Genomic DNA, 26,399 nt, shown 5'->3' with positions numbered 1-26,399 from the left:
GGGATGAGCGTCCCGGACACCCATTTGGGACCACTGATGAGGGTAATAACTGTGCTTGAAGCCTACCGCAAACATATCGAAGAGCGCGCAGCACTGGGTATCGTTCCCCAGCCGCTAAACGCCGAACAAACTGCAGGCCTGGTCGAGCTGCTGAAAAATCCCCCGGCTGGCGAAGAAGCATTCCTCGTTGACCTGATCACCAATCGCGTTCCGCCGGGCGTGGACGAAGCGGCCTATGTCAAGGCCGGCTTCCTGTCCGCCATCGCCAAAGGCGAGGCCAAATCCCCTCTGATCGACAAGAAGCGCGCTGTTGAACTGCTCGGCACCATGCAGGGCGGCTACAACATCGTGACTCTGGTAAGCCTGCTGGACAACGCCGAACTGGCACCAGTAGCCGCCGAAGAACTCAAGCACACCCTGCTGATGTTCGATGCTTTCCACGACGTGGCTGAAAAAGCCAAGAACGGTAACGTTCACGCCAAGGCCGTGCTGCAATCCTGGGCTGACGGCGAGTGGTTCGTGAAGCGCCCTACCCTGGCCGACAAGATCAGCCTGCGCGTATTCAAGGTCACCGGCGAAACCAACACCGACGACCTGTCCCCAGCTCCAGATGCCTGGTCCCGTCCTGACATCCCGTTGCACGCCCTGGCCATGCTGAAAATGGCTCGCGACGGCATCGTGCCTGACGCACAAGGCGTCACCGGTCCGATGAAGCAGATCGAAGAAATGCGTAACGGCGGCTTCCCTGTTGCCTACGTGGGCGACGTGGTCGGTACCGGTTCTTCGCGTAAATCGGCGACCAACTCGGTTCTGTGGTTCTTCGGCGACGACGTTCCTTACGTACCGAACAAGCGTGCCGGCGGTTTCTGCTTCGGCAGCAAGATCGCTCCGATCTTCTACAACACCATGGAAGATGCTGGCGCACTGCCAATCGAATTCGATGTATCCAACATGCACATGGGCGACGTGATCGACCTGTACCCGCATGCTGGCAAAGTCTGCAAGCACGGCACCGACGAAGTCCTGACCACCTTCGAAATGAAGACCCCGGTCCTGCTGGACGAAGTTCGCGCCGGCGGCCGTATTCCGCTGATCATCGGCCGTGGCCTGACCGAGAAGGCTCGCGCCGAACTGGGCCTGCCACCTTCGACCCTGTTCAAGAAGCCTGAAGCACCGGCTGAAAGCACCAAAGGCTACACCCTGGCGCAGAAAATGGTCGGCAAGGCTTGCGGCGTGACCGGTATCCGTCCGGGCACCTACTGCGAACCGAAGATGACCACCGTAGGTTCTCAGGACACCACCGGTCCAATGACCCGTGACGAACTGAAAGATCTGGCGTGCCTGGGCTTCTCGACCGATCTGGTAATGCAGTCCTTCTGCCACACCGCGGCTTATCCGAAGCCGATCGACGTGACCACCCACCACACCCTGCCTGACTTCATCATGACCCGTGGCGGCGTGTCCCTGCGTCCGGGCGACGGCATCATCCACTCGTGGCTGAACCGCATGCTGCTGCCGGACACCGTCGGTACCGGTGGTGACTCCCACACCCGTTTCCCGATCGGCATCTCCTTCCCGGCCGGTTCCGGCCTGGTAGCGTTCGCCGCTGCCACCGGCGTCATGCCGCTGGACATGCCCGAGTCGATCCTGGTCCGCTTCAAGGGCAAACTGCAACCAGGCGTCACCCTGCGCGACCTGGTTCATGCCATCCCTTACTACGCGATCCAGAAAGGCCTGCTGACCGTCGAGAAGAAAGGCAAGAAGAACGCCTTCTCCGGCCGTATCCTGGAGATCGAAGGTCTGGAATCCCTGACCGTCGAGCAAGCCTTCGAACTGTCCGACGCCTCGGCCGAACGTTCGGCTGCCGGTTGCACCATCAAGCTGTCCAAAGAGTCGATCGCCGAGTACCTGCAATCGAACATCACCCTGCTGCGCTGGATGATCGGTGAAGGCTACGGCGATGCACGTACCCTGGAACGTCGCGCGCAAGCGATGGAAGCCTGGCTGGCCAACCCTGAGCTGCTGGAAGCGGACAAGGACGCCGAATACGCCGAAGTCATCGAGATCGACCTGGCCGACGTCAAGGAGCCTGTGCTCTGCGCGCCGAACGACCCGGACGACGCCCGTCTGCTCTCCAGCGTTGCTGGCGAGAAGATCGACGAAGTGTTCATCGGTTCGTGCATGACCAACATCGGTCACTTCCGCGCTGCCGGCAAGCTGCTGGATCAGGTCAAGGGTCAGCTGCCAACCCGTCTGTGGCTGTCGCCGCCGACCAAGATGGACGCTCACCAGCTGACAGAAGAAGGCTACTACGGCATCTACGGCAAGGCTGGCGCCCGTATGGAAATGCCAGGCTGCTCGCTGTGCATGGGTAACCAGGCACGTGTAGAGCCGAACTCGACTGTAGTGTCGACTTCGACCCGCAACTTCCCGAACCGTCTGGGTGACGGTGCGAACGTCTACCTGGCTTCGGCCGAACTGGCGTCCGTGGCTTCCATCCTGGGTCGCCTGCCGACCGTCGAGGAGTACATGGAGTACGCTGGCAAGATCGACAGCATGGCGGCCGATGTCTACCGCTACCTGTCCTTCGACCAGATCGCCGAGTTCCGTGAAGCTGCTGCGAACGCCAACATTCCGGTCGTTCAAGCCTAACGTTGCAACGCAATGAAAAACGCCGCCCATCGAGAGATGTGCGGCGTTTTTTATGCCTGTGAAAAGATCAAATGCGGGACTCATGCGTTCAGCTTGAGGGCCTGCTGCACCGCACCATCCACGCTCAACCCGCTCAGCACCACAGCGTTGGCCTCCACTTCCGGCAACGCCGCCAGCGCCGTTTGCGCACTGTCCTTGAGACGAGCCAGAGTCAGGCGCTTGCCTTCCTGATGCACCCGCACGAAAAACGCCTGCAACGCCTCGATGCTGGTGCCATCCAGGTCGGGAGACTCCTCAAGACTGAGAATCACTGAATGGACGGGCTCTTGTGAGTGCCGGACCAGACGCAAGGCGCCGCCAAGAATCCGCTCGACGTTGGCAAAGAACAACGCTTCACCTGGACGGACAATCAACACACCTGGCACTGATTGCGCCGTTGGATGGTGTTGCAGGTCGACAAAGTCGTGCCCGCCATCGATGCGCCCCAGAATCTGAATATCCGCCGCCGACATCTGCTTGAGCATCAGCAATACACTGATCGCCACCGCCACCAGCAAGCCGTCCAGCACCCCCAGCACCAACACGGCACCCACCGCACAGATCACCAGCAGACGGTCACGGCGCCAGATAAAATACCGTCCCAGCGGCTGCAGGCTCAGGCCGCGTCCCAGGGCATGGATGACGATGGCGGCCAGGATCGGCTCCGGGGTCAGAGCGATGTAAGGCAGCACCGTCAGGACAATGACCAGCACCACCAGTGCCGCCACGATACCGGCCAGGCGCGAAGTGGCACCCGCCGCCTCATTGGCCGAGGTGGCTGAATACCCCGCGCCAGCCGGCATGCCGTGGAACAGGCCGGACAACAGGTTGCAAGCCCCCAGCGCCAGCAGGTCGCGGCTTGAGGTGACGTGATCCCCGTGCTTGAGCGCATAGGCACTGATCGAACCATAAGACTCCGCATACAGAATCATCACCATGGCGAACGCCAACTCACCCAGACGCAGCCAGTCGGCAAACGGCAGTATCGGCAACTTCGGCACCTCCAGGCTCAGGTCGATCACACCGATCAGCTTCACGCCATAAGCCGGCAGGCCCAGCCACTGCCCCGCCGCAATGCCAATGACCACTACCAACAACCCCCCTGGCAGGTGTCGAAAGCGTGCGAACAGCCATAACAAGGCCAAGGCCACCGCGCCGACACCAGCCGCCGCCCAGTTCCATTGCGGCAATTGCTCCAGCAGTTGCGGCAGAAAGCGCACCAGATTGGCATCGGTCAAATGCACACCGACCACGCTGGCGACTTGCTTGAGAATGATGGTCAGCGCCAGGCCAAAGGCAAAACCGCGCAGCACAGGTTTGGCGATGAACGACGTCACGCTGCCGAGCTTGAATAGCCCGGCCAGCAAGAAAAACGCCCCGGTCACCAGCACCAGGCCGAAGGCCAGGGTCGAGCGCAGTTGCGGATCACCATTGGCCAGGGTAGCGGTCGCGGCGGCCAGCACGGCGGCGGAAGATGAGGTGGCCGAGACGATGGCGAAGCGGCTGGTGCCGAACAGGCCATAACACAGCAACCCGGCGAACAAAGCGATCACCCCGGCCTGCGGTGCCAGTGCGGCGATGCCTGAATAAGCGACCGCCTCGGGCAGCAGCAGGCCGGCAATCGACAAACCTGCCAGCAGGTCCTGCCAGCGATTGGGCGGCTCAATGGGGTTGGGCAGTAAGGCGCTCGACAATCCGGTGTCTCCAGGCGAAAAAAACCGCTGCACATGTGATATGCGCAGCCGCCACTGTAGCTCAAAAGCAAAAGATCGCCGCCTGTAGCGAAGGGGTCGTGGCAGTCGACATCATTAGTGAATGCCAGTCCGCCTTCGCGAGCAGGCTCGCTCCCACACTGGAATTTTTGGAGGACCAGAGATTACAGTACGCCGCCGATGCAAGCTTGAAAAACAGGTCGGCCCAGAGGCCGCCTCGCTTTTGCTTTTGCTTTTGATCTGCCCCGTCGGAAGGCCGAGTGGAGGTTCTGCGCAGTGGGCAACCCGGCATGGATGCCGGGTTAGCCGCGTACGGCCAGGGATGGCCGTACGCGGCGGGCCCACGGAGCAGGACTGGAGCGAGGGAACCCTGAGCCCAAGCGAAGGGCCGTACGTCAGGGGATAGGCCCTTTGGTCACTTTGGGGCCCCAAAGTGACCCGCCGTAAAGGCGGAACCTATAGTGGCCGTTACCGCAACAATGGATATGTCCACCATCCAAAAAAAACCCACTATCCCCCCAAAAAAAACGGCCAACCCGAAAACCGGATCAGCCGTCATTCACTCACCAAATCAAGCAGCAATCACGCACTCAGCGAATACACCAACGCCGAAATCGCCACCAGGCCCACCGCCATCACGAAGACGTTGGACGCCTGACCACGATAGCGTGCCATCGCCGGCACCTTGCGAATGGCGTACATCGGCATCAGGAACAGGATCGCCGCAATCACCGGACCACCGAGGGTTTCGATCATGCCGAGAATGCTCGGGTTAAGTGTCGCGACAATCCAGCACACCACCAGCATGAACGCAGCGGTCACGCGGTCCAGGGTCTTGGCGGATGGACGCTTGCCGCTCTTGACGATCAGGCCCTTGAGGCCTTCGCTGGCGCCGATGTAGTGCCCCAGGAACGACTTGGAAATGGCCACGAAGGCAATCAACGGCGCCGCAAAGGCGATGGTCGGATTGCTGAAGTGGTTGGCCAGGTACGACAGGATCGACAGGTTCTGTGCCTTGGCTTCAGCCAGTTGCGCTGGCGACAGGGTCAGCACGCAACTGAAGACGAAAAACAGCACCATCACTACCATCAGCAGGTGGGCGCGGGACAGGATCTGCGAGCTGCGCTCCTCGGCGTGCTCCCCGTAACGACGCTTCTGGTCCACGGCAAACGCCGAAATGATCGGCGAGTGGTTGAACGAGAACACCATCACCGGAATCGCCAGCCACAAGGTGTGCAGCAGCGCCGACGGCGCCGGTACGCTGCTGGCGGTGCTCAGGATGCCGCCGTTCCAGTGGGGAATCAGGTACACCGCCAGAAACAGCAGGGCGACGATGAACGGGTAGACCATCAGGCTCATGGCCTTGACGATCAGTTGCTCACCACAACGCACCACCGCCAGCAGGCCGAGGATCAGCACCAGCGACAGCACGGCGCGCGGTGGCGGCATGATATGCAGCTGATGCTCAAGGAAACTGCCCACGGTGTTGGTCAGCGCCACGCTGTAGATCAGCAGGATCGGGAAAATGGCGAAGAAGTACAGCAAGGTGATCAGCGCACCGGCCTTGATCCCGAAATGCTCCTCCACCACCTCGGTGATGTCGGCGCCTTCGCGCCCGGACAGCACGAAACGGGTCAGCCCGCGGTGTGCGTAGAAGGTCATCGGGAACGCCAGCAACGCGAGGATCAGCAGCGGCCAGAATCCGCCCAGGCCTGCGTTGATCGGTAAAAACAGGGTTCCCGCACCAATCGCCGTGCCAAACAGGCCCAGCATCCAGGTGGTGTCTTGGCGATTCCAGCTCGAAAGCGTCGCTGGTGTTGCTGCTACATAGCGTTTGTTGACGCTATTGGCCTGATCATTCATCCGGTGGGATCTCCACATTCCGGTCACTTGCCACCCGGCCGGGACGCGTCGGAATACCCGACAGGCAGCGCCCTGGCCGAAACAGGGGCGCGATTCTGGAGGATTACTTAGCAGAAGCAAAGACTTAGGTGAGGGACGGTGGTACCAGGTAGACAAAAAACAGACCTGTGGGAGCGAGCCAGCTCGCGATAGCGGTATGTCAACCGGAGAATATGCCGGATGTGCCGCAGCCTTCGCGAGCAGGCTCGCCCCCACAAGGATCTGCGGCGTGTCTGCGTTTCATCGCCCAACAGCATTCCGCACTTGATAAAGGTTAATCGTCATGTATTTTTAACTGACCTGTATCTTTCCGGAGTCTTCCCATGCCACTGGTTCGCGTCGACATCAAAAAACATCAGGACCCCAACCACGCCAAACGCATCGGACAACTGATCTATGCCGCCATGCGCCAGACCATTGGCGTACCGGAACACGACAACTTCCAGATCCTGGCCGAACACGACGAACAGCATTTCATCTTTGATCCCGAGTATCTGGGCATCAACCGCACCGATAACCTGGTCGTCATCCAGATCTCCCTCAACGAAGGGCGAACCCTGGAGCAGAAAAAACTCCTCTACAAAACCATCGCCGAAAGCCTTCATGCAGAACTGGCCGTGCGCCTGGAGGATGTTTTCATCAATCTGGTGGAAGTGAAAAAAGAGAACTGGTCGTTCGGCAATGGGATCGCCCAATACGCCCTCTGAAGCTCAACCTGTAGACCCGAGAGTGACCCATGCCCAGAGTTTCCCGAAAACAAGCCGACCTCAACCGCGAGATCATCGTCGATGCCGCCACACGGCTGTTTCGCGAACGCGGTTTGCACGGGATCAGTGTTGTCGATGTGATGGCCGCTGCGGGCCTGACCCACGGCGGCTTCTACGGGCACTTCGAATCCAGGGAAGCCCTGGCACAAGAGGCCAGTGGCCGGGCTTTCGAGCAAGCCGCACAACGCTGGCAAGCGCGGGTGGCCGAGCATGACAGCAAGGACGCTGCCCGCCGCGCCGTGATCGAACCGTACCTGTCCAGTGAAAGCCGGGACAATCCGGGCGACAGCTGCCCGGTGGTGGCCTTTGCCGGGGACATGTGCCACGAGGCCGCCGAGAGCGGTTTGCGTCAAACCTATATGCAGGGCCTGAACAACCTGCTCGATTCCCTGGGCTCGCTACTGGACGCAGAGGACGAAGCCGGCAAACGGCAGCAGGCACTGGTGCAGTTTTCGTTGATGTTCGGCGCCCTGATGCTATCCCGGGCCACCCGCGGCACCCCGCTGTCGGATGAAGTTCTCGAGGCTGCCCGGGCCACTCTCACGCCGTCCAGGTAAAGCGGCCTCGATCCACGCCAAAAAATCACAGGCCTCGCCGGCCCCTGCGCTCAGCGCGACGACCAACACGTCGCGCTACCCGCCATTGCGCAGATGCTACCGCAGGCTGCAATCACTGGTGGTTGCCAAGCTATCCTTGAATCAGCAATCTCAAGTGATGTTCGAGCCGATTTTCGATGCCCACAGGGAGCCAAGCATGCCTGTAACCGTTCTGGTACTGGTTGAAACCATCAATGATTACCTGCCCATCCTGGAACATCAGGGCTTCCACTTGATTCTGGCCCCGACGCCCGCCGAGCGCGCCGAAGCCATCGCCCGGCACGCCGGGCAGATCGACGCCGTCCTCACCCGTGGCCCATTGGGGCTGCATGCCGATGAAATCGCCGCGCTGCCCAACCTCAAGATCATCTGCGTGATCGGCGCCGGCTATGAACACGTCGACCTGCAGGCCGCCGCCGACCGGGGCATCACCGTCACCAATGGCGCCGGGGTCAACGCCTCGTCCGTCGCCGACCATGCCATGGCGCTGCTGCTGTCGCTGATACGCGACGTACCGCGCTGTGATGCCGCCGTACGGCGCGGCGAGTGGCCGAAGATCATGCGCCCTTCCCTCGCCGGCAAACGCCTGGGCATCCTTGGCCTCGGCGCGGTCGGCATGGCCATCGCCAAACGTGCCGGCGCCGGATTCGACATGAGCATTAGCTACCATAACCGCCAGCATCGCAGCGATGTGCCCTACACGTTCTGCTCGACCCCGACCGAACTGGCGCGCGCCTCGGACTTCCTGATCGTCGCCACGCCCGGCGGCCTGGGCACCAAGCACCTGGTCAATCGCCAGGTGCTCGACGCATTGGGTCCCAAGGGGTTTATCGTCAACATCGCCCGGGCCAGCGTGATTGCCACCGCCGATCTGATCACCGCCCTGGAGCAACGCCGGATCGCTGGCGCCGCACTGGATGTGTTCGACGCCGAACCGAAGGTGCCGGATGCGCTAAAGACCCTGAGCAACGTAATCCTCACGCCCCATGTCGCCGGGCTGTCCCCGGAAGCCACCCAAGGCACTGTCGAACTGGTGGGCAAGAACCTCGTGGCGTTTTTCTCCAGCCAGCCGGTGCTGACGCCGATTGTCTTGCCACCCGCCATGAGCCGGGTTGCCCATTGACGGCGATTCAAACAGCTGTATCAAAAGCAATGATTGGCCGGCAACACGCTCACCTATAAGAGCCGTTCGCGGTTGTGGGTGCGCCGTGTGCGCATTAGATTAGCCAATAGTTTCAGGCCTCCAGAATAAGCATAAGGGATAAGCATGGCGCTTACTGACCAGTCCACCCGTATCCGCACCGGCGAAGAGCTCGATGCCAGCCTGATCGATCCGTACCTCAAAGCCCATATTCCGGGACTCAGCGGTTTGCCACAGATCAGCCAGTTTCCGGGCGGCGCTTCAAACCTGACCTACTTGCTGGAATACCCCGAACAGGAATTCGTCCTGCGCCGCCCGCCCTTTGGCCACAAGGCCAAGTCGGCTCACGACATGGGTCGTGAATTCCGCATCCTCAATCAACTGCGCGATGGTTTTCCGTACTGCCCCAAAGCCTATGTGCACTGCACCGACGAATCGGTGATCGGTGCCGAGTTCTATGTCATGGAACGGGTCAACGGCATCATCCTGCGCTCGGACCTGCCGCCGGAACTGGGCCTGGATTCGGCGAAAACCGAAGCCCTGTGCAAGAGCTTCATCGACAAATTCGTGGAACTGCATCGCGTTGACTACAACGCCTACGGCCTGGCTGACCTCGGCAAACCCGAAGGCTACGTGGCGCGGCAAATCAAAGGCTGGAGCGATCGCTACGAAAAAGCCCTGACCCCCGATGCGCCGCAATGGGACGTGGTCAAGGCCTGGCTCAACGACAAGATGCCAGCCGACCATCCGACCTCCAGCATCGTGCACAACGACTACCGCTTCGACAACGTGATCCTCGACCCGGCCAACCCGATGCAGATCATCGGCGTGCTCGACTGGGAACTGACCACCCTCGGTGATCCGCTGATGGACCTGGGCAACACCCTCGCCTACTGGATCGAAGCCGATGACCCGGCGCCGGTGCAGATGATGCGCCGCCAGCCGAGCCACGCGCCGGGCATGCTGACCCGCCGCGAGTTCGTCGATTACTACGCCGAACGCTCGGGCATCCGCATCGACAATTTCGACTTCTACTACACCTACGGCCTGTTCCGCCTGGCCGGCATCGTGCAGCAGATCTATTACCGCTTCTACCATGGCCAGACCCAGGACAAACGCTTCGCGCAGTTCATTCACATGAACAAGCTGCTGGAGCAGATGAGCCTGCAAGTCATCCAGAAATCCACCCTGTAGGAGCGAGCTTGCTCGCGAAGGTCGTGAACGATAACGCGCACTGACTGCCCTCAACTGAACAGCATCAGCCACAACCCCGGCATTCGACTCAATAACAAGGAAAAGCCATGTCCAAGACTCAGTTGTTCGACCTCGACGGCAAGATCGCTTTCGTCTCCGGCGCCAGCCGCGGTATCGGTGAAGCCATCGCCAAACTGCTGGCCCAGCAAGGCGCCCACGTGATCGTGTCGAGCCGCAAGCTTGAAGGCTGCCAACATGTGGCCGATGCGATCATCGCCGCTGGCGGCAAGGCCACCGCCATCGCCTGCCACATCGGTGAAATGGAACAGATCAGCCAGGTCTTCGCCGGCATCAAGGAACAGTTCGGCCGCCTCGACATCCTGGTCAACAACGCCGCAACCAATCCGCAGTTCTGCAACGTGCTGGACACCGACCTCGGCGCCTTCCAGAAAACCGTCGACGTGAATATCCGTGGCTACTTCTTCATGTCGGTCGAAGCCGGCAAGCTGATGCGCGAGAACGGTGGTGGCAGCATCATCAACGTGGCGTCGATCAATGGTGTTTCGCCGGGAGTCTTCCAGGGCATCTACTCGGTGACCAAGGCTGCGGTGATCAACATGACCAAAGTGTTCGCCAAGGAATGCGCGCAGTTCGGGATTCGTTGCAATGCCCTGTTGCCGGGATTGACCGATACCAAATTTGCTTCGGCGCTGGTGAAGAACGAAGCCATTCTGAACACTGCTTTGCAACAGATCCCGTTGAAACGAGTGGCGGATCCGAGTGAGATGGCCGGCGCGGTGCTTTACCTCGCCAGCGATGCTTCCAGCTACACCACTGGGGTTTCGTTGAATGTGGATGGTGGTTTCCTGTCCTGATCCTGCGCTAAACCCGGCCAGCCAGATTCACCCCTTGTGGGAGCGAGCAAGCTCGGTCCCACAGAGGATCGGCGCTTGACCGAAATTACTGCGTGACGCAACGCGTCGTGGTGGTGACTCGAGTCACCTGCCCGTCTTCGCCCCGTACATCGCCCAGCACATCGGTTTTATCCATGGCCTGGCAGGTGCGTTCAGGAGGGGGTGGAGTGACTGCTGGAGGGGGTGGCGGACTGGCACAACCGCCGAGAATCGCCACGCAAAATGCCAGCGATACAGGTGAGATAACGCGTTTCCCAAGAATTTTCATAGGTTGACCCGCGATGAGTAATCGACACATTTTTGTGACAACAGAACCGGCGCGGAAAATCCACACACCTGTCAAAAAAATAAACATTTGCGAATCACTAATAGCCCAGCCGGTGACCGATGCCAGTAAAAGCTGGCAGTTCTTACATCACCGGGTCAGGGCGTTGCAGGGAGTTGCTCTGCAGCTCATAGCGCAACTCTTCGATCAGGGCGGCGACCGATTACACCGCAATTCACTGGAGAACAGCCCCCGCTCCCGCGCCCGGACAATCGCCTCGCTGCGACTATGCACATCGATTTTCGAATACACCGCCGCCACATGATTGCGCACCGTGTTCGGCGCCAGTTTCAGGCGCGCGGCGATTTCCTTGTCGGCCAGGCCTTCGCATATCAGGCTCAACACATCGTGCTCACGGGCGGTCAGGTCGGTGAAGGACACGCCGGGCAATTTCGGTGAGTTGACGCTCTTCACATTGGCCAGCTTTTCGATCAGCGTGCGGCTGAACCATGAGGCGTCCGTCATCACCTCTTCGATGGCCGCCACCAGCTCAAGCTCAGTGCGCTTGCGCTCGGTGATGTCTATCAGCACCAGCAAATAGCACCGGCGGTCCTGAATGTTCACGGTGTCTGCCGACACCGCGCAATCGATCAGCCCGGCGCCCTTTCGACGTACGCGCACATCGATGCGGTTCAGGCTTGGGGATTTCGCCAATGCCGCGAAAAGCCGTATGCGTGCGCCCTTGTCGTCGATGAAGTCGATCTGCGCGATGCTCTTGCCGAGGACTTCTTCGCGGGAGTAACCGAGGGTATCGAGGAAGGCCTCGTTCACATCCAGCACCACTTGATCGCGGGCAGCGCAGACCAGGATTGGCACCGGGGACAGGCGAAACGCCTTGGCAAAGCGTTCTTCGCTCTGGCGCAGGGCAGCTTCGACCTTGCGTCGCGGCTCCATGTCGACGAAGGAAAACAACATGCAGGCTTCGTCGTTGAGCTCCAGTGGCTGGCCGGCCACGATCACTTGCTTGCTGCCACCGTCGGGCAAGCGCAGTTCTGCCTGCATTTGCGGTATCGTCGCGCCTTCGCGCAAGCGCTGCCTGGCCAGCGCCTTGTTTTCGACCTGATCCAGCACGTCCAGCTCATAGGTCGACGTACCGATCACCTGATCACGGGTGTAACCGGTCATCTCGAGGAACCCGGGGTTGACCTTGATGTAGCGCAAGTCACTGAGGCGGCAGATCACAGCCGGTGCCGGGTTGGCGGCGAAGGTTTTCTCGAAACGCTGCTCGGCGCTGGCCCAGTCGGTGACATCGTCCATGATCAACACCAGCGATACCGGCTCGCCACGGCTGTCGGCCAATACCAGACTGCGCACGCGATGGACCCAGGTACGCTCTTCGTCCGCTGCCGACGTCACTACCACCAGCACATCGCTGAACGTCTCGCCGCGCCCCACCCGGTGGATCGGGTAACTGTCGACGGGTACCACATGGTTGTTGCGATAGCGCAAGGCGAAACGTTCGGCATACGCCCTGGCGTTGGCACCCAGGTCGCTGACTTGCACAACACCGTGCATGGCCAGCGCCGCCTCGTTGGCCCACAGAATGCTTTGGTCGGGATCGAGCAGTATCACCCCATCGGACAGACCGGCGATGATCTGCTGCAACTGGCACCGATTGGTTTCCGTGGTCAGGACGTCCAGGCTCATTGCGACTCCACAAGTAGGGTGCCCCTGTGAAGAGTAGGACCGCCCGGGATTGCAATAGTGCTACGAACCTTGTGGGATCTTCATCATTTTCGGGATCTCTGACTAGTGCACATTCAGCGCCGCCTCCAGCCCCGCCAGCTTGTCCGGATTGCGCATGATGAAGATTCGGCTCACCTGCCCCGCCTCATCAAAACCAAAGGTCATCGACGCCGTGATAACGCCATCGGCCCTGATGACGACACCTTGGGCACCATTGATTTCAATGGGTAGCCATTCACACGTCTGCCAATAGGTGTGCAACGACTGACCGATGAAATCCAGCACGCGAGCGATACCCGACAGGGTTTCGCGGATGGCCAGGGCCTTGCCGCCGCTGTCGGCGCAGAGTTCAACGTCTTCGCTCAGCATGGCGCTCAAGGAAACGGTCGAGCCGCTGGCGATAGCACCGTGAAACGCTCTCAGCAATTGGGTTTGACGCACGGGTTCCGGTTGGTAACGGGCGTGTCCGTTGCCCAGGTTCGCTTTGGCCCGGGACACCAGCTTGCGGCAAGCGGCTTCCTGCACCCCGACCGCATCGGCGACCTGCGGGTAATCCATGTCAAAGATTTCGTGGAGCAGGTACGCCGCGCGCTCCTTGGGTGTCAGGCGCTCCAGCAGCAACATGAACGCGGTGGACAATGACGAGGCCAGTTCGAGCCTGTGCTCGGGTGAGTCCTGATGGGTGGTGTGAATCGGCTCTGGCAGCCAGGTGCCGATGTAGTCGACCCGGGATGTGTGCGCCGAGCGCAGCACATCGATGCAGTGCCGGGTGCAGGCCGTGGTCAGCCAGGCTGCCGACGTAGCGATGGAGGCCCGGTCGGCCTCCAGCCACTTGATGAACAACTCTTGCACTGCATCCTCGGCTTCGGCGCGCGAGCCGAGGATGCGATAGGCCAGGCCGAGCAAAAAGGGCCGGCGCTGCTCGAACACAATGGCGGCGTTTTCAGCGCAGTTCATCAATCAGTGCCTCGACACCTGCAAGCGGTTCCACAGGTTGATCATGCCGATCTCGGCCGTCAAGGCACCGATCTGTTCATCGTTGAAATGCGCTCTCAGTTCACCGCGCAGGCTGGCGTAATCGGTTTTTTCATCCAGCAGCGTCAAGGCTTCGGTCCACGCCAGCGCGGCACGCTCCGAATGGCTGAAATCACTGACGTGACGCCAGACGATCAGACGATCCAGACGCTCATTGGTTTCATTGGCTTCCCGGGCCTCGCGGGTGTGCATCTTCACGCAGAAACCGCACTGGTTGATCTGCGAGGCACGCAGGTGGATCAAGTGTTTGAGGGCGGGGTCGAGATCATGCTGATCAAGCACGACATGGACCTGAGTCAGGCTTTCGAAAACCTGTGGGATCGATTGCAGCAGGTTGACCGGTTGGGTGTTGGACGACATCGCGTTGCTCCACTGATTGAGGGATTCAACAGGATGACGATTGAGGGTTGCGCATTGTGACGTGCGCCGAACAATTCAGCGCACGTCGCATGGTTCAGGCCGCCAACGCCCCCTTGGCCACCGCCGCCGAAGCCGCCAGCATCGCCCGTAACAGCACCGCACACCCGGCCGCCAGGTCATCCGGCGCGGCGTTTTCGATTTCGTTGTGGCTGATGCCGCCTTCACACGGCACGAAGATCATCCCGGCCGGGCCGAGTTCGGCAAGAAAGATCGCGTCGTGCCCTGCGCCACTGACGATGTCCATGTGCGAAAGGCCCAGGTCCTGGGCTGCGCCGCGCACGGCTTCGACGCAACCCTTGTCGAAGTACAGCGGCGGGAAGTCGGCGGTTGGGGTCAGTTCGAAGGTCAGGCCGTGTTCTTCGCAGGTGGTTTCGATGACTTCGCGTACTTCGGCGATCATCGAGTCCAGGCGTGCCGGTTCCAGATGGCGGAAGTCCAGGGTCATGCGTACTTCGCCAGGGATGACGTTGCGCGAGCCGGGATAGGCTTGCAGGCAACCGACGGTGCCGCAGGCGTGGGGTTGATGGCCGAGGGCGGCGCGGTTGACCGCACCGACAATCACCGCGGCACCGACCAGTGCATCCTTGCGCAGGTGCATCGGGGTCGGGCCGGCATGGGCTTCGACGCCGCGCAGTTTCAGGTCGAACCATTTCTGCCCGAGAGCGCCCATGACCACGCCTATGGTCTTGCGCTCGTCTTCAAGGATCGGGCCTTGCTCGATGTGGGCCTCGAAATAAGCGCCCACCGCATGGCCACTGACCTGACGCGGGCCCGCGTAACCGATGGCGTTCAATGCCTGCCCCACGGTGACGCCATCGGCATCGACCTTGGCCAGGGTTTCCTCGAGGGTGAATTTTTCGGCAAACACGCCGGAACCCATCATGCATGGGGCAAAGCGCGAACCTTCTTCGTTGGTCCAGACCACCACTTCCAGCGGCGCGTCAGTTTCGATGTTCAGGTCATTGAGGGTGCGCAGCACTTCGACGCCGGCCAATACACCGAAGCAACCATCGAACTTGCCGCCGGTGGGCTGGGTATCGATGTGGCTGCCGGTCATCACCGGCGGCAGGTCGGGATTGCGCCCGGGACGCCGGGCGAAGATATTGCCGACGGCGTCGATGCTGACGGTGCAGCCGGCATCGATACACCATTTGACGAAGATGTCCCGGGCCTGGCGGTCGAGGTCGGTCAGGGCCAGGCGACACACGCCCCCCTTGACAGTAGCGCCAAGCCTGGCCAGTTCCATGAGCGACTGCCACAGGCGGTCGCGGTTGATGTGCTGATGGCTGGACTGCAGAACGTCGACGGCAGCGTTCATGATGATCTCCTCAGGCTTGTTCCTGTATGTTTCTTCAGGCATTTCGTGGGTGGATTCAAAGGCCTCATCGCGTGCAAGCTCGCGATGGGGCCAGTGTTCACACCGTAGATTTAGCGATTGACGGGCTGGGCCGCATCACACTCAACCCGTAATAAATCACCCCACCAAGGGCTGAGCCGGTAAACCAGCCATAGCTGTAGAACCAGTTGAAGGCATCGCTGCCCAGGGACAGCAGTGTCAACACCACCGGCACGCCGAAGGCCATGAAGCCGCACCAGTTCCACGCCGGATACACGTCATCGCGGTACAGGCCGGCAAGGTCCAGTTGTTGTTTCTTGATCAGGAAATAGTCCACCACCATGATCCCGGCAATCGGCCCCAGCAGGCTGGAATAGCCGAGCAACCAGTTGGAATAAACGGTTTCCAGACTGACATCCGAGACGATCAGGCCAAGCTTTTTCAGCAGTTCATGGGCCATCAACGCCAATCCGACGAATCCGGTAAGCAGCACGGCGCTGGTGCGGTTGATCACCTTGGGGGCGATGTTCTGGAAGTCATTGGTCGGTGACACGATATTCGCTGCGGTATTGGTCGACAGCGTGGCGATGATGATCAGCGCCATTGCCAGTGCGACCCACACCGGGCTCTGGATATGGCCGATCAGGGTCACCGGATCGGAAACCGTCACGCCCACCAGCTTCACCGAGGCCGCGGTCATCACCACGCCCAGGGACGCGAACAGGAACATGGTCAGCGGCAAACCGATGATCTGCCCGACAATCTGGTCCTTCTGGCTTTTTGCGTAGCGACTGAAGTCCGGAATGTTCAGTGACAGCGTGGCCCAGAAACCGACCATCGCGGTCAGCCCGGCGGCGAAGTAACTGGCCACCCCGGCGCCTTCGGGACGTTTGGCCGGAATCGCCAGCAACTCGGTCATCGAAACGTTCGGCATGGCCCAGACCAGCAGCCCTACGCCCACCAGCACCAACAACGGAGCCGACAGGGTTTCCAGCCATTTGATCGACTCGGCGCCGCGAATCACCACCCACAGGTTCAGCGCCCAGAACACCATGAAGCCGATGACCTCGCCGGTGCCACCCAGGGATTTCCAGCCCTCGAACACCGAGCCGAGAAACAGGTGAATCGCCAGCCCGCCGAACATGGTCTGGATGCCGAACCAGCCACACGCCACCAGGGCGCGGATCAGGCACGGTATGTTGGAGCCGAGCACGCCGAAGGACGAGCGCAGCAACACCGGAAAGGGAATGCCGTACTTGGTGCCGGGAAAGGCGTTGAGAGTCAGGGGAATCAACACGATGATGTTGGCCAGCAGAATCGCCAGCAGCGCTTCACCGACGGTCAGGCCGAAGTACGCGGTCAGTACCCCGCCGAGGGTGTAGGTCGGCACGCAGATCGCCATGCCCACCCATAACGCGGTGATGTGCCATTTGTTCCAGGTCCGTTCGCGCACCCTGGTCGGTGCTATGTCGTGGTTGTAACGGGGACTGTCGAGGACATCGCTGCCGGCTTCCAGCTCAAACAAGCCGTCGCGCTCGGTCACTTGCGATCTGATCTGTTGCATGGCCGCTCCACTGTTCTTTGAATTATTTTTTGCTCATCGAAGGCTCACGGCATCAATAAACGTGCCGGGTGCCCCGTTTGCGCATCGGGCAGTTCCATAAACACTTTGTAAACAACTGATGTTTATCAGTTTTACTGGGTCAATGATGCAGTCCTCGGTGCAGTCCTCAGTTGCATGTCTTGCCACTCAGGCCGAATGCCAGCCAAGTTGTCCGAACAGTCAGGACTCAATCTGGTGCATTGATCTTTTTTTCAAAGTCGCGCATCAACCATAGACCCTCCACAAACGGCTGATTTCACATGAGAAATCTTGACCATATTTCTAACCTGTCAAGTGCGTCAAAATGGTGAGCAGCCTCACCATTTTGGTGTTTTTTGTATTTAATCTTTATTTATCAACTAGTTAATTAATGAATAAGCTTATAAAAAATATTCTTGCCGATTCAGGAAACTGCAGCTAGCGTTTAATCCTGACAGTACTGACAGGAATCATTCTGTGCGGGCTGTTTTTATATAAAACATCTAGAACCGGCATAAGCCGGTCAATGCCTGCGAGGAACTCGGAATGTCTCTGTTGATCCGTGGCGCCACCGTTATTACCCATGATGAAAGTTATCGCGCCGATGTGTATTGCGCAGACGGCGTGATCAAGGCCATCGGCGAAAACCTCGATGTTCCTCCGGGGGCCGAAGTGCTCGACGGCAGCGGTCAATACCTGATGCCCGGCGGCATCGACCCGCACACCCACATGCAACTGCCCTTCATGGGCACCGTGGCCAGCGAAGACTTTTACAGTGGCACGGCGGCGGGACTGGCCGGCGGAACCACGTCGATCATCGACTTCGTGATCCCCAATCCGCAGCAATCCCTGCTCGAAGCCTTCCATCAGTGGCGCGGCTGGGCCGAGAAGTCGGCGTCGGACTACGGCTTTCACGTCGCCATTACCTGGTGGAGCGAACAGGTCCGCGAGGAAATGGCCGAACTGGTCAGCCAGCACGGCGTTAACAGCTTCAAGCATTTCATGGCCTACAAGAACGCGATCATGGCCGCCGATGACACCCTGGTGGCGAGTTTCGAACGCTGCCTGGAACTGGGCGCGGTGCCGACCGTTCATGCGGAAAACGGTGAACTGGTGTATCACCTGCAACGCAAGCTGATGGCCCAGGGCATCACCGGGCCGGAAGCGCATCCCCTGTCGCGCCCTTCACAGGTTGAAGGCGAAGCCGCGAGCCGGGCGATCCGCATCGCCGAAACCCTGGGTACACCGCTGTATCTGGTCCACGTCTCGACCAAGGAAGCCCTGGATGAAATCACCTACGCCCGGGGCAAGGGCCAGCCGGTGTACGGCGAAGTGCTGGCCGGGCACCTGCTGCTGGACGACAGCGTCTACCGTGATCCGGACTGGCAAACCGCAGCCGGTTATGTGATGAGCCCGCCGTTCCGCCCTCGTGGCCATCAGGAAGCGCTCTGGCATGGCCTGCAATCGGGCAACCTGCACACCACCGCCACCGACCACTGCTGCTTCTGCGCCGAGCAAAAAGCCGCTGGCCGCGACGACTTCAGCAAGATCCCCAACGGCACCGCCGGCATCGAAGACCGCATGGCGGTGTTGTGGGATGAAGGGGTGAACACCGGACGCTTTTCGATGCAGCAATTCGTCGCGCTGACGTCCACCAACACGGCGAAGATCTTCAACCTCTACCCACGCAAAGGCGCGATCCGCGTCGGTGCCGACGCAGACCTGGTGCTGTGGGACCCGCAAGGCACGCGGACCATTTCCGCCAGGACCCACCATCAGCAGGTGGACTTCAACATCTTCGAAGGCAAGACCGTGCGCGGCGTGCCCAGCCACACCATCAGCCAGGGCCGCGTGGTCTGGGCCGACGGCGACCTGCGGGCCGAACGTGGCGCCGGGCGCTACATCGAGCGGCCGGCGTACCCGGCGGTGTTTGATTTGCTGAGCAAGCGGGCCGAGTTGAATCAGCCTGCTGCCGTGAAACGCTGAGAGCTGCCTTCGGCCTATCGCGAGCAGGCTCGCTCCCACAGGGATCTCGGGTGTTCACAAAACCTGTGGGAGCGAGCCTGCTCGCGAAGAGGCCCGCACAGACAACACAAAAAACAATGCCCATCAGAGGCAGCACCTCAAATCACCGTGAGGCCAAAACCGTGATCAAGACCCTGAGTCATCTCCCGCATCCCTACGAGAACGCGGCCGCCCTCGCCGACCGTTTCACCGATCTGGCGCCGCCGCTCAACGAACGCCAGGCGCATCTGGAAGCCTCACGCTGCCTGTATTGTTACGACGCGCCGTGCGTGAATGCCTGTCCGAGCGAAATCGACATTCCCTCGTTCATCCGCAGCATTGCGCAGGACAATGTGCAAGGCGCCGCGCAGAAGATCCTCTCGGCCAACATCCTCGGCGGCAGTTGCGCCCGGGTGTGCCCGACGGAAATTCTTTGCCAGCAAGCTTGCGTGCGCAACAACGCCCACGAGTGTGCGCCAGTCATGATCGGCCTGTTGCAGCGCTACGCCGTGGACAACGCCCATTTCAGCACCCACCCGTTCCAGCGTGCTGCCGCCACCGGCAAACGCATCGCCGTGGTTGGCGCCGGTCCCGCCGGTTTGTCCTGCGCCCACCGCAGTGCCATGCACGGGCACGACGTGGTGATTTTCGAAGCAAGGGAAAAGGCTGGCGGCCTCAACGAATACGGAATCGCCAAATACAAATTGGTGGATGACTACGCACAACAGGAGCTTGAGTTCCTGCTGGAAATCGGCGGGATCGAAATTCGCCACGGGCAGAAGCTCGGGGACAACCTGACCTTGAGCGAACTGCATCAACAGTTCGATGCGGTGTTCCTCGGCCTCGGGCTCAACGCCAGCAAACAATTGGGTCTGGCCCACGAAGATGCCCCCGGCCTGCTCGCCGCCACTGACTATATCCGCGAACTGCGCCAGGCCGATGACCTGACCCAACTGCCCCTGGCCGACCATTGCATCGTCCTCGGTGCCGGCAACACCGCCATCGACATGGCAGTGCAAATGGCCCGCCTCGGCGCCCGTGACGTGAACCTGGTGTACCGCCGCGGTACCGAAGACATGGGCGCAACCCGCCACGAACAGGAGATCGCCAAGGCCAATCAGGTACGGCTGATGACCTGGGCGCAACCCGATGAAGTGCTGCTCGATGACCACGGCCGCGTGCGCGGCATGCGTTTCGCCCGCACCCATCTGGTCGAAGGTCGCCTGCAAACCACCGGTGAAACCTTCGAACTGGCCGCCGACGCGATCTTCAAAGCCATCGGCCAGGCCTTCGACAGCAGCGCCCTCACCGACCCCCTGGCGCGTGAACTCAAGCGTCAGGGCGAGCGTATCGAAGTCGATGAACAGCTGCGCACCAGCATTCCCGGCGTGTATGCCGGCGGCGACTGCACCAGCCTCGATCAAGACCTTACCGTGCAAGCGGTGCAACACGGCAAACGCGCCGCCGAAGCGATCAACGCTCAACTGATGCTCAATGTGGAGGCTGCATAAATGGCCGATCTGTCGATTGTCTTCGCCGGCATCAAAGCGCCCAATCCGTTCTGGCTGGCCTCCGCGCCGCCGACCGACAAGGCCTACAACGTCGTCCGCGCCTTCGAGGCCGGCTGGGGTGGCGTGGTCTGGAAAACCCTGGGTGAAGACCCGGCGGCGGTCAACGTGTCGTCGCGCTACTCCGCGCACTTCGGGGCTAACCGGGAGGTACTCGGTTTTAACAACATCGAGCTGATCACTGACCGTTCGCTGGAGATCAACCTGCGGGAAATCACCCAGGTCAAAAAGGACTGGCCGGACCGCGCGCTGATCGTGTCATTGATGGTGCCCTGCGTCGAAGAATCCTGGAAACACATCCTGCCGCTGGTGGAAGCCACCGGCGCCGACGGCATCGAGCTGAATTTCGGCTGTCCCCACGGCATGCCGGAACGGGGCATGGGCGCGGCGGTCGGCCAGGTGCCGGAATACGTGGAACAGGTCACCCGCTGGTGCAAGACGTATTGCTCTTTGCCGGTGATCGTCAAGCTCACGCCGAACATCACCGACATCCGTGTCGCCGCCCGCGCCGCCCACCGAGGTGGTGCCGATGCGGTGTCGCTGATCAATACGATCAATTCGATCACCAGCGTCAATCTGGAACGCATGGTGGCCAATCCTATAGTCGGCAGCCAGAGCACCCATGGCGGCTATTGCGGTTCGGCAGTCAAGCCGATTGCCTTGAACATGGTCGCCGAAATCGCCCGTGATCCGCAGACCCAGGGCCTGCCCATCAGCGGCATCGGCGGCATCGGCAATTGGCGCGACGCCGCGGAATTCATCGCGCTCGGCAGCGGCGCGGTGCAAGTGTGCACGGCAGCGATGCTGCATGGCTTCCGGATTGTCGAAGACATGAAGGATGGTTTGTCGCGCTGGATGGACAGTCAGGGCTACGCCAGCATCTCGGAGTTTTCCGGCCGTGCGGTGGGCAACACCACGGACTGGAAGTACCTGGACATCAACTACCAGGTGATTGCGAAAATCGATCAGGAGGCGTGCATTGGCTGTGGTCGTTGCCATATTGCCTGTGAGGACACCTCACACCAGGCCGTGGCCAGCCTCAAGCAGGCGGATGGCACTCACAAGTATCAAGTGATCGACGAGGAGTGCGTGGGCTGCAATCTGTGCCAGATCACCTGCCCGGTGCAGGACTGTATCGAGATGGTGCCGGTGGAGACTGGCAAGCCGTTCCTGGACTGGAATCATGATCCGAGGAATCCGTATCACGTCAGCACTTGAAATCTGCAGTGCTTGAACCGACGCCTTCGAGTGGAGGAGCGAGCTTGCTCCAGGATTTGCGCTGCCTAGTTGCCGAGAGTCAATCCGTTTGCCGGTAATGGCAATGCAGTCTTGTAGCGCACCTGCTTGAGCGCAAAGCTCGAACGAATGTTCGCCACCCCAGGTACCTTGGTCAGAAAGTCCATCATGAAACGCTCCAGCGACTGAATGGTCGGCACCAGTACCCGGATCAGGTAGTCCGGGTCGCCGGCCATCAGGTAGCACTCCATCACCTCGGGGCGGTCGGAAATCGCTTCCTCGAAATGCTGCAACGCCTCCTCCACCTGCTTCTCCAGGCTGACATGAATGAACACGTTCACGTGCAGCCCCAACAGGTCGGCATCCAGCAGCGTCACTTGCTCGCGAATCACCCCCAGTTCTTCCATGGCCTTGACCCGGTTGAAACACGGTGTCGGCGACAGGTTCACCGAACGCGCGAGGTCGGCGTTGGTGATGCGTGCGTTCTCCTGAAGGCTGTTGAGAATCCCGATATCGGTACGGTCCAGTTTGCGCATGAGACAAAACCACCTGCTTTTTATGTTTATGCAGTTTTTTTATCTGCAAATGATCTTTAACGCAACGAAACAGAGAGAAATATTCTTCTTGGGCGGGCCTATGATTGTTGTAGGACAAGATTTCATTTACCGAATGAAATCTGTCAGCTCACTACAAGAAATTCACAAGATCGAGCGTAGAAGCCATGACCCAAGCGTACGAACCGCTGCGCCTGCACGTCCCCGAACCCTCGGGCCGCCCAGGGTGCAAAACCGACTTCTCCTACCTGCACCTGACCGATGCCGGCACGGTGCGCAAACCCCAAATCGACGTTGAACCGGCTGACACCGCCGACCTGGCCCGCGGCCTGATCCGCGTGCTCGACGACCAGGGCAACGCCCACGGCCCCTGGGCTGAAAACGTTCCGGTGGAGATTCTGCGCAAGGGCATGCGCGCCATGCTCAAGACGCGGATCTACGACAACCGCATGGTGGTCGCCCAGCGTCAGAAAAAGATGTCGTTCTACATGCAAAGCCTTGGCGAAGAAGCCATCGGCAGCGCCCAGGCCCTGGCCTTGAACATCGACGACATGTGCTTCCCGACCTACCGCCAGCAAAGCATCCTGATGGCCCGCGACGTACCGCTGGTCGGCCTGATCTGCCAGTTGCTGTCCAACGAGCGCGATCCGCTCAAGGGCCGGCAATTGCCGATCATGTACTCGGTCAAGGACGCCGGTTTCTTCACCATTTCCGGCAACCTCGCCACCCAGTTCATTCAAGGCGTGGGCTGGGGCATGGCCTCGGCGATCAAGGGCGACACCAAAATCGCCTCGGCGTGGATCGGCGACGGTGCCACCGCCGAGTCGGACTTCCACACGGCCCTGACATTCGCCCACGTATACCGCGCGCCGGTGATCCTCAACGTGGTCAACAATCAGTGGGCGATTTCCACGTTCCAGGCGATTGCCGGTGGTGAAGCCACCACCTTCGCTGGTCGTGGCGTCGGTTGCGGCATTGCCTCCCTGCGGGTCGACGGCAACGATTTCGTCGCGGTCTATGCCGCCTCTGCCTGGGCCGCCGAACGTGCGCGCCGCGGTCTCGGCCCGACCATGATCGAATGGGTCACCTACCGCGCCGGCCCGCACTCGACCTCCGATGATCCGTCGAAATACCGCCCCGCCGATGACTGGAGCCACTTCCCGCTGGGTGATCCGATTGCCCGCCTCAAGCAGCACCTGATCAAGATCGGCCAGTGGTCCGAAGAGGAACACACCGCGGTCAGCGCCGAACTGGAAGCCGAAGTGATCGCCGCACAGAAAGAAGCCGAACAGTACGGCACCCTTGCCGGCGGCCAGATTCCGAGCGCCGCGACCATGTTCGAAGACGTCTACAAAGAGATGCCGGAGCACTTGAAGCGCCAGCGTCAAGAGTTGGGGATCTGACATGAACGATCACAACAATAAAATCGAGCTGGAAACCGCCATGACCACGACCACCATGACCATGATCCAGGCCCTGCGCTCGGCCATGGATGTGATGCTTGAGCGTGACGACAACGTCGTGGTCTTCGGCCAGGACGTGGGTTACTTCGGCGGCGTGTTCCGCTGCACCGAAGGCCTGCAGGCCAAGTACGGCACCTCGCGGGTGTTCGATGCGCCGATCTCTGAAAGCGGTATCGTCGGTACCGCCGTGGGCATGGGCGCCTACGGTCTGCGCCCGGTGGTGGAGATCCAGTTCGCCGACTATGTGTACCCGGCCTACGACCAGATCATTTCCGAAGCCGCGCGCCTGCGTTATCGCTCGGCCGGCGAGTTCACCGCGCCGCTGACCCTGCGCATGCCCTGCGGCGGCGGCATCTATGGCGGCCAGACCCACAGCCAGAGCATCGAGGCACTCTTCACTCAGGTGTGCGGTCTGCGCACCGTCATGCCGTCCAACCCCTACGACGCCAAGGGCCTGCTGATCGCCGCCATCGAAAACGATGACCCGGTGATCTTCCTGGAGCCGAAACGCCTGTACAACGGCCCTTTCGACGGCCACCACGAGCGCCCGGTAACCCCTTGGTCGAAACACCCCGCCGCACAGGTTCCGGACGGCTACTACACCGTACCGCTGGACGTTGCCGCGATCGCCCGTCCGGGTAAGGACGTCACCGTGCTGACCTACGGCACCACCGTCTACGTGTCACAAGTCGCCGCTGAAGAAAGCGGCGTGGATGCCGAAGTCATCGACCTGCGCAGCCTGTGGCCGCTGGACCTGGAAACCATCACCAGATCGGTGAAGAAAACCGGGCGCTGCGTGATCGTTCACGAAGCCACACGCACTTGCGGCTTCGGTGCCGAACTGACGGCGCTGGTGCAAGAGCACTGCTTCCACTACCTGGAAGCGCCGATCGAGCGCGTCACCGGTTGGGACACCCCTTACCCGCACGCGCAGGAGTGGGCGTATTTCCCAGGGCCGTCCCGTGTGGGCGCGGCGTTGAAACGGGTCATGGAGGTCTGAATGGGCACGCACGTTATTAAAATGCCGGACATTGGCGAAGGCATTGCGGAAGTTGAATTGTCGGTGTGGCACGTCAAGGTCGGCGACATGGTCGTCGAAGATCAGGTGCTGGCCGATGTCATGACGGATAAAGCGATGGTGGATATTCCGTCGCCCGTGCACGGCAAGGTCATCGCCCTCGGCGGCCAGCCGGGCGAAGTCATGGCGGTTGGCAGCGTGTTGATCAGCATTGAAGTCGAAGGCGCGGGCAACGTTAAGGAGTCAGCGCAACCGGCCCCTGTGAAAGAAGCGCCAGTCGCAGCACCGAAAGTCGAAGCCGTGATGGAAAGCAAACCGGTCGCTGCCGCAGCGCCGAAATCTGCCATATGCCAGGGCCCGATGGTGGCTCGCGAAGCCGATGAACGTCCGCTGGCCTCGCCGGCCGTGCGCAAGCATGCGCTGGATCTCGGTATCCAGTTGCGTCTGGTGCGTGGCAGTGGCCCCGCCGGACGGATTCTGCACGACGACCTCGAAGCCTATCTGGCCCAGGGTCAGTCGAACGCTTCGGCACCGGCCGCCGCATATGCCCAACGCACCGATGAACAGCAGATCCCGGTGATCGGCATGCGCCGCAAGATCGCCCAGCGCATGCAGGACGCCACCCAGCGCGCCGCCCACTTCAGCTACGTCGAAGAAATCGACGTCACCGCCGTGGAAGAGTTGCGCGCGCACCTCAATGAAAAACATGGCGCGACTCGCGGCAAACTCACGTTGCTGCCGTTCCTGGTCCGCGCCATGGTCGTCGCTCTGCGCGACTTCCCGCAAATGAACGCCCGCTACGACGACGAAGCCCAGGTCATCACCCGCCTCGGCGCCGTACACGTCGGCGTCGCGACTCAGAGCGACGTCGGCCTGATGGTGCCGGTGGTGCGTCACGCCGAAGCCCGCAGCCTGTGGGACAGCGCGGCGGAAATCGCCCGCCTGGCCACCGCCGCACGCAACGGCAAGGCCAGCCGCGACGAGTTGTCCGGTTCGACCATTACCCTGACCAGCCTCGGCGCCTTGGGCGGCATTGTCAGTACGCCAGTGCTGAACCTGCCGGAAGTGGCGATTGTCGGCGTCAACAAGATCGTTGAACGACCAATGGTAATCAAAGGCCAGATCGTGATCCGCAAGATGATGAACCTCTCCAGCTCCTTCGATCACCGGGTGGTCGACGGCATGGATGCGGCGCTATTCATCCAGGCCATCCGTGGCTTGCTCGAACAACCCGCTACCCTGTTTGTGGAGTAAC

General features: G+C 60.8%; 20 protein-coding genes. 12 read left to right on the top strand and 8 right to left on the bottom strand.

Annotated elements, in window-relative coordinates; translation table 11 throughout:
- Positions 1–51 precede the first annotated feature (51 nt).
- Positions 52–2,652: a bifunctional aconitate hydratase 2/2-methylisocitrate dehydratase gene (acnB, locus tag CAF65_RS01755; RefSeq protein ID WP_085714725.1), complete on the top strand. Its 2,601-nt coding sequence runs from the start codon at positions 52–54 to the stop codon at positions 2,650–2,652.
- A gap of 80 nt (positions 2,653–2,732) precedes the next feature.
- Here the strand turns inward: acnB and CAF65_RS01750 are convergent, their stop codons facing one another.
- Both CAF65_RS01750 and CAF65_RS01745 read right to left on the bottom strand, forming a co-directional pair.
- On the bottom strand, positions 2,733–4,385 hold the full coding sequence (locus tag CAF65_RS01750) for a SulP family inorganic anion transporter (RefSeq protein ID WP_085714724.1): 1,653 nt from the start codon (positions 4,383–4,385) through the stop codon (positions 2,733–2,735).
- 600 nt (positions 4,386–4,985) lie between these two features.
- Positions 4,986–6,266 carry a serine/threonine transporter gene (locus CAF65_RS01745; RefSeq protein WP_085714723.1) on the bottom strand — a complete coding sequence of 427 codons (1,281 nt, stop codon included), beginning with the start codon at positions 6,264–6,266 and terminating at the stop codon, positions 4,986–4,988.
- Between the two features lie 362 nt (positions 6,267–6,628).
- Here CAF65_RS01745 and CAF65_RS01740 point away from each other — a divergent pair, with 362 nt between their 5' ends.
- The 5 genes from CAF65_RS01740 to CAF65_RS01720 all read left to right on the top strand — a co-directional run bounded on the left by CAF65_RS01740 (position 6,629) and on the right by CAF65_RS01720 (position 10,878).
- The gene (locus CAF65_RS01740) at positions 6,629–7,012 is read left to right on the top strand and encodes a tautomerase family protein (RefSeq protein ID WP_085714722.1); all 384 of its coding nucleotides are present in this window, start codon (positions 6,629–6,631) and stop codon (positions 7,010–7,012) included.
- A gap of 29 nt (positions 7,013–7,041) precedes the next feature.
- Positions 7,042–7,629, top strand: coding sequence for a TetR/AcrR family transcriptional regulator (locus tag CAF65_RS01735; RefSeq protein WP_085714721.1), 588 nt, complete (start codon positions 7,042–7,044; stop codon positions 7,627–7,629).
- A 196-nt stretch (positions 7,630–7,825) separates the two neighbouring features.
- The gene (locus CAF65_RS01730; protein ID WP_085714720.1) at positions 7,826–8,791 is read left to right on the top strand and encodes a 2-hydroxyacid dehydrogenase; all 966 of its coding nucleotides are present in this window, start codon (positions 7,826–7,828) and stop codon (positions 8,789–8,791) included.
- 144 nt (positions 8,792–8,935) lie between these two features.
- Positions 8,936–10,003 carry a phosphotransferase family protein gene (locus CAF65_RS01725; protein ID WP_085714719.1) on the top strand — a complete coding sequence of 356 codons (1,068 nt, stop codon included), beginning with the start codon at positions 8,936–8,938 and terminating at the stop codon, positions 10,001–10,003.
- Between the two features lie 107 nt (positions 10,004–10,110).
- Complete coding sequence (locus tag CAF65_RS01720) at positions 10,111–10,878, top strand: SDR family oxidoreductase (RefSeq protein WP_085714718.1); 768 nt, start codon at positions 10,111–10,113, stop codon at positions 10,876–10,878.
- A 511-nt stretch (positions 10,879–11,389) separates the two neighbouring features.
- Here the strand turns inward: CAF65_RS01720 and CAF65_RS01715 are convergent.
- The 5 genes from CAF65_RS01715 to CAF65_RS01695 form a co-directional block, all read right to left on the bottom strand.
- Positions 11,390–12,889 (bottom strand): helix-turn-helix transcriptional regulator, encoded by a 1,500-nt coding sequence (locus CAF65_RS01715; protein ID WP_085714717.1) that lies wholly within the window; start codon positions 12,887–12,889, stop codon positions 11,390–11,392.
- Between the two features lie 102 nt (positions 12,890–12,991).
- Positions 12,992–13,885 carry an RNA polymerase sigma factor SigJ gene (gene sigJ / locus CAF65_RS01710; protein ID WP_085714716.1) on the bottom strand — a complete coding sequence of 298 codons (894 nt, stop codon included), beginning with the start codon at positions 13,883–13,885 and terminating at the stop codon, positions 12,992–12,994.
- A 3-nt stretch (positions 13,886–13,888) separates the two neighbouring features.
- The gene (locus CAF65_RS01705; protein ID WP_085714715.1) at positions 13,889–14,323 is read right to left on the bottom strand and encodes a carboxymuconolactone decarboxylase family protein; all 435 of its coding nucleotides are present in this window, start codon (positions 14,321–14,323) and stop codon (positions 13,889–13,891) included.
- 94 nt (positions 14,324–14,417) lie between these two features.
- On the bottom strand, positions 14,418–15,701 hold the full coding sequence (locus CAF65_RS01700) for a Zn-dependent hydrolase (protein WP_085714714.1): 1,284 nt from the start codon (positions 15,699–15,701) through the stop codon (positions 14,418–14,420).
- 97 nt (positions 15,702–15,798) lie between these two features.
- Positions 15,799–17,283 carry an NCS1 family nucleobase:cation symporter-1 gene (locus CAF65_RS01695; RefSeq protein WP_085714713.1) on the bottom strand — a complete coding sequence of 495 codons (1,485 nt, stop codon included), beginning with the start codon at positions 17,281–17,283 and terminating at the stop codon, positions 15,799–15,801.
- A gap of 564 nt (positions 17,284–17,847) precedes the next feature.
- On the opposite strand from CAF65_RS01695, the gene hydA reads away from it, so the two are divergent.
- The 3 genes from hydA to preA all read left to right on the top strand — a co-directional run bounded on the left by hydA (position 17,848) and on the right by preA (position 22,091).
- Positions 17,848–19,287 carry a dihydropyrimidinase gene (gene hydA, locus CAF65_RS01690; RefSeq protein WP_085714712.1) on the top strand — a complete coding sequence of 480 codons (1,440 nt, stop codon included), beginning with the start codon at positions 17,848–17,850 and terminating at the stop codon, positions 19,285–19,287.
- Positions 19,288–19,448: 161 nt separating this feature from the next.
- Positions 19,449–20,816, top strand: coding sequence for an NAD(P)-dependent oxidoreductase (locus CAF65_RS01685; protein WP_085715224.1), 1,368 nt, complete (start codon positions 19,449–19,451; stop codon positions 20,814–20,816).
- A complete protein-coding gene (gene preA, locus CAF65_RS01680) occupies positions 20,817–22,091 on the top strand; it encodes an NAD-dependent dihydropyrimidine dehydrogenase subunit PreA (protein ID WP_085714711.1) in 1,275 nt (424 codons plus the stop codon). It begins immediately after the preceding gene.
- 65 nt (positions 22,092–22,156) lie between these two features.
- Here preA and bkdR read toward each other — a convergent pair whose 3' ends face one another.
- Positions 22,157–22,645, bottom strand: coding sequence for a Bkd operon transcriptional regulator BkdR (gene bkdR, locus CAF65_RS01675; protein WP_007976593.1), 489 nt, complete (start codon positions 22,643–22,645; stop codon positions 22,157–22,159).
- A gap of 185 nt (positions 22,646–22,830) precedes the next feature.
- On the opposite strand from bkdR, the gene CAF65_RS01670 reads away from it, so the two are divergent.
- From CAF65_RS01670 to CAF65_RS01660, 3 genes are read left to right on the top strand one after another with little or no spacing between them, the layout of a single operon-like run.
- Positions 22,831–24,066: a 3-methyl-2-oxobutanoate dehydrogenase (2-methylpropanoyl-transferring) subunit alpha gene (locus CAF65_RS01670; RefSeq protein WP_085714710.1), complete on the top strand. Its 1,236-nt coding sequence runs from the start codon at positions 22,831–22,833 to the stop codon at positions 24,064–24,066.
- Between the two features lies 1 nt (position 24,067).
- Positions 24,068–25,126, top strand: coding sequence for an alpha-ketoacid dehydrogenase subunit beta (locus tag CAF65_RS01665; RefSeq protein ID WP_085714709.1), 1,059 nt, complete (start codon positions 24,068–24,070; stop codon positions 25,124–25,126).
- Positions 25,127–26,398 (top strand): dihydrolipoamide acetyltransferase family protein, encoded by a 1,272-nt coding sequence (locus tag CAF65_RS01660; protein WP_085714708.1) that lies wholly within the window; start codon positions 25,127–25,129, stop codon positions 26,396–26,398.
- Position 26,399 lies beyond the last annotated feature (1 nt).

Origin of the sequence: Pseudomonas sp. B28(2017), assembly GCF_002113025.1 — a bacterium.
Classification (GTDB): Bacteria; Pseudomonadota; Gammaproteobacteria; order Pseudomonadales; family Pseudomonadaceae; genus Aquipseudomonas.
The sequence above is the reverse complement of the archived record's forward strand: the minus strand, read 5'-3'. Positions and strand labels throughout refer to the sequence as shown.

Excerpts from the sequence above, each read along its gene's own strand:
- CAF65_RS01745 (WP_085714723.1), bottom strand. The coding sequence starts at position 6,266 with ATGAATGATCAGGCCAATAGCGTCAACAAACGCTATGTAGCAGCAACA.
- CAF65_RS01740 (WP_085714722.1), top strand. The coding sequence starts at position 6,629 with ATGCCACTGGTTCGCGTCGACATCAAAAAACATCAGGACCCCAACCAC.
- CAF65_RS01735 (WP_085714721.1), top strand. The coding sequence starts at position 7,042 with ATGCCCAGAGTTTCCCGAAAACAAGCCGACCTCAACCGCGAGATCATC.
- CAF65_RS01730 (WP_085714720.1), top strand. The coding sequence starts at position 7,826 with ATGCCTGTAACCGTTCTGGTACTGGTTGAAACCATCAATGATTACCTG.
- CAF65_RS01725 (WP_085714719.1), top strand. The coding sequence starts at position 8,936 with ATGGCGCTTACTGACCAGTCCACCCGTATCCGCACCGGCGAAGAGCTC.
- CAF65_RS01720 (WP_085714718.1), top strand. The coding sequence starts at position 10,111 with ATGTCCAAGACTCAGTTGTTCGACCTCGACGGCAAGATCGCTTTCGTC.
- CAF65_RS01715 (WP_085714717.1), bottom strand. The coding sequence starts at position 12,889 with ATGAGCCTGGACGTCCTGACCACGGAAACCAATCGGTGCCAGTTGCAG.
- sigJ (WP_085714716.1), bottom strand. The coding sequence starts at position 13,885 with ATGAACTGCGCTGAAAACGCCGCCATTGTGTTCGAGCAGCGCCGGCCC.
- CAF65_RS01705 (WP_085714715.1), bottom strand. The coding sequence starts at position 14,323 with ATGTCGTCCAACACCCAACCGGTCAACCTGCTGCAATCGATCCCACAG.
- CAF65_RS01700 (WP_085714714.1), bottom strand. The coding sequence starts at position 15,701 with ATGAACGCTGCCGTCGACGTTCTGCAGTCCAGCCATCAGCACATCAAC.
- CAF65_RS01695 (WP_085714713.1), bottom strand. The coding sequence starts at position 17,283 with ATGCAACAGATCAGATCGCAAGTGACCGAGCGCGACGGCTTGTTTGAG.
- hydA (WP_085714712.1), top strand. The coding sequence starts at position 17,848 with ATGTCTCTGTTGATCCGTGGCGCCACCGTTATTACCCATGATGAAAGT.
- preA (WP_085714711.1), top strand. The coding sequence starts at position 20,817 with ATGGCCGATCTGTCGATTGTCTTCGCCGGCATCAAAGCGCCCAATCCG.
- bkdR (WP_007976593.1), bottom strand. The coding sequence starts at position 22,645 with ATGCGCAAACTGGACCGTACCGATATCGGGATTCTCAACAGCCTTCAG.
- CAF65_RS01670 (WP_085714710.1), top strand. The coding sequence starts at position 22,831 with ATGACCCAAGCGTACGAACCGCTGCGCCTGCACGTCCCCGAACCCTCG.
- CAF65_RS01665 (WP_085714709.1), top strand. The coding sequence starts at position 24,068 with ATGAACGATCACAACAATAAAATCGAGCTGGAAACCGCCATGACCACG.
- CAF65_RS01660 (WP_085714708.1), top strand. The coding sequence starts at position 25,127 with ATGGGCACGCACGTTATTAAAATGCCGGACATTGGCGAAGGCATTGCG.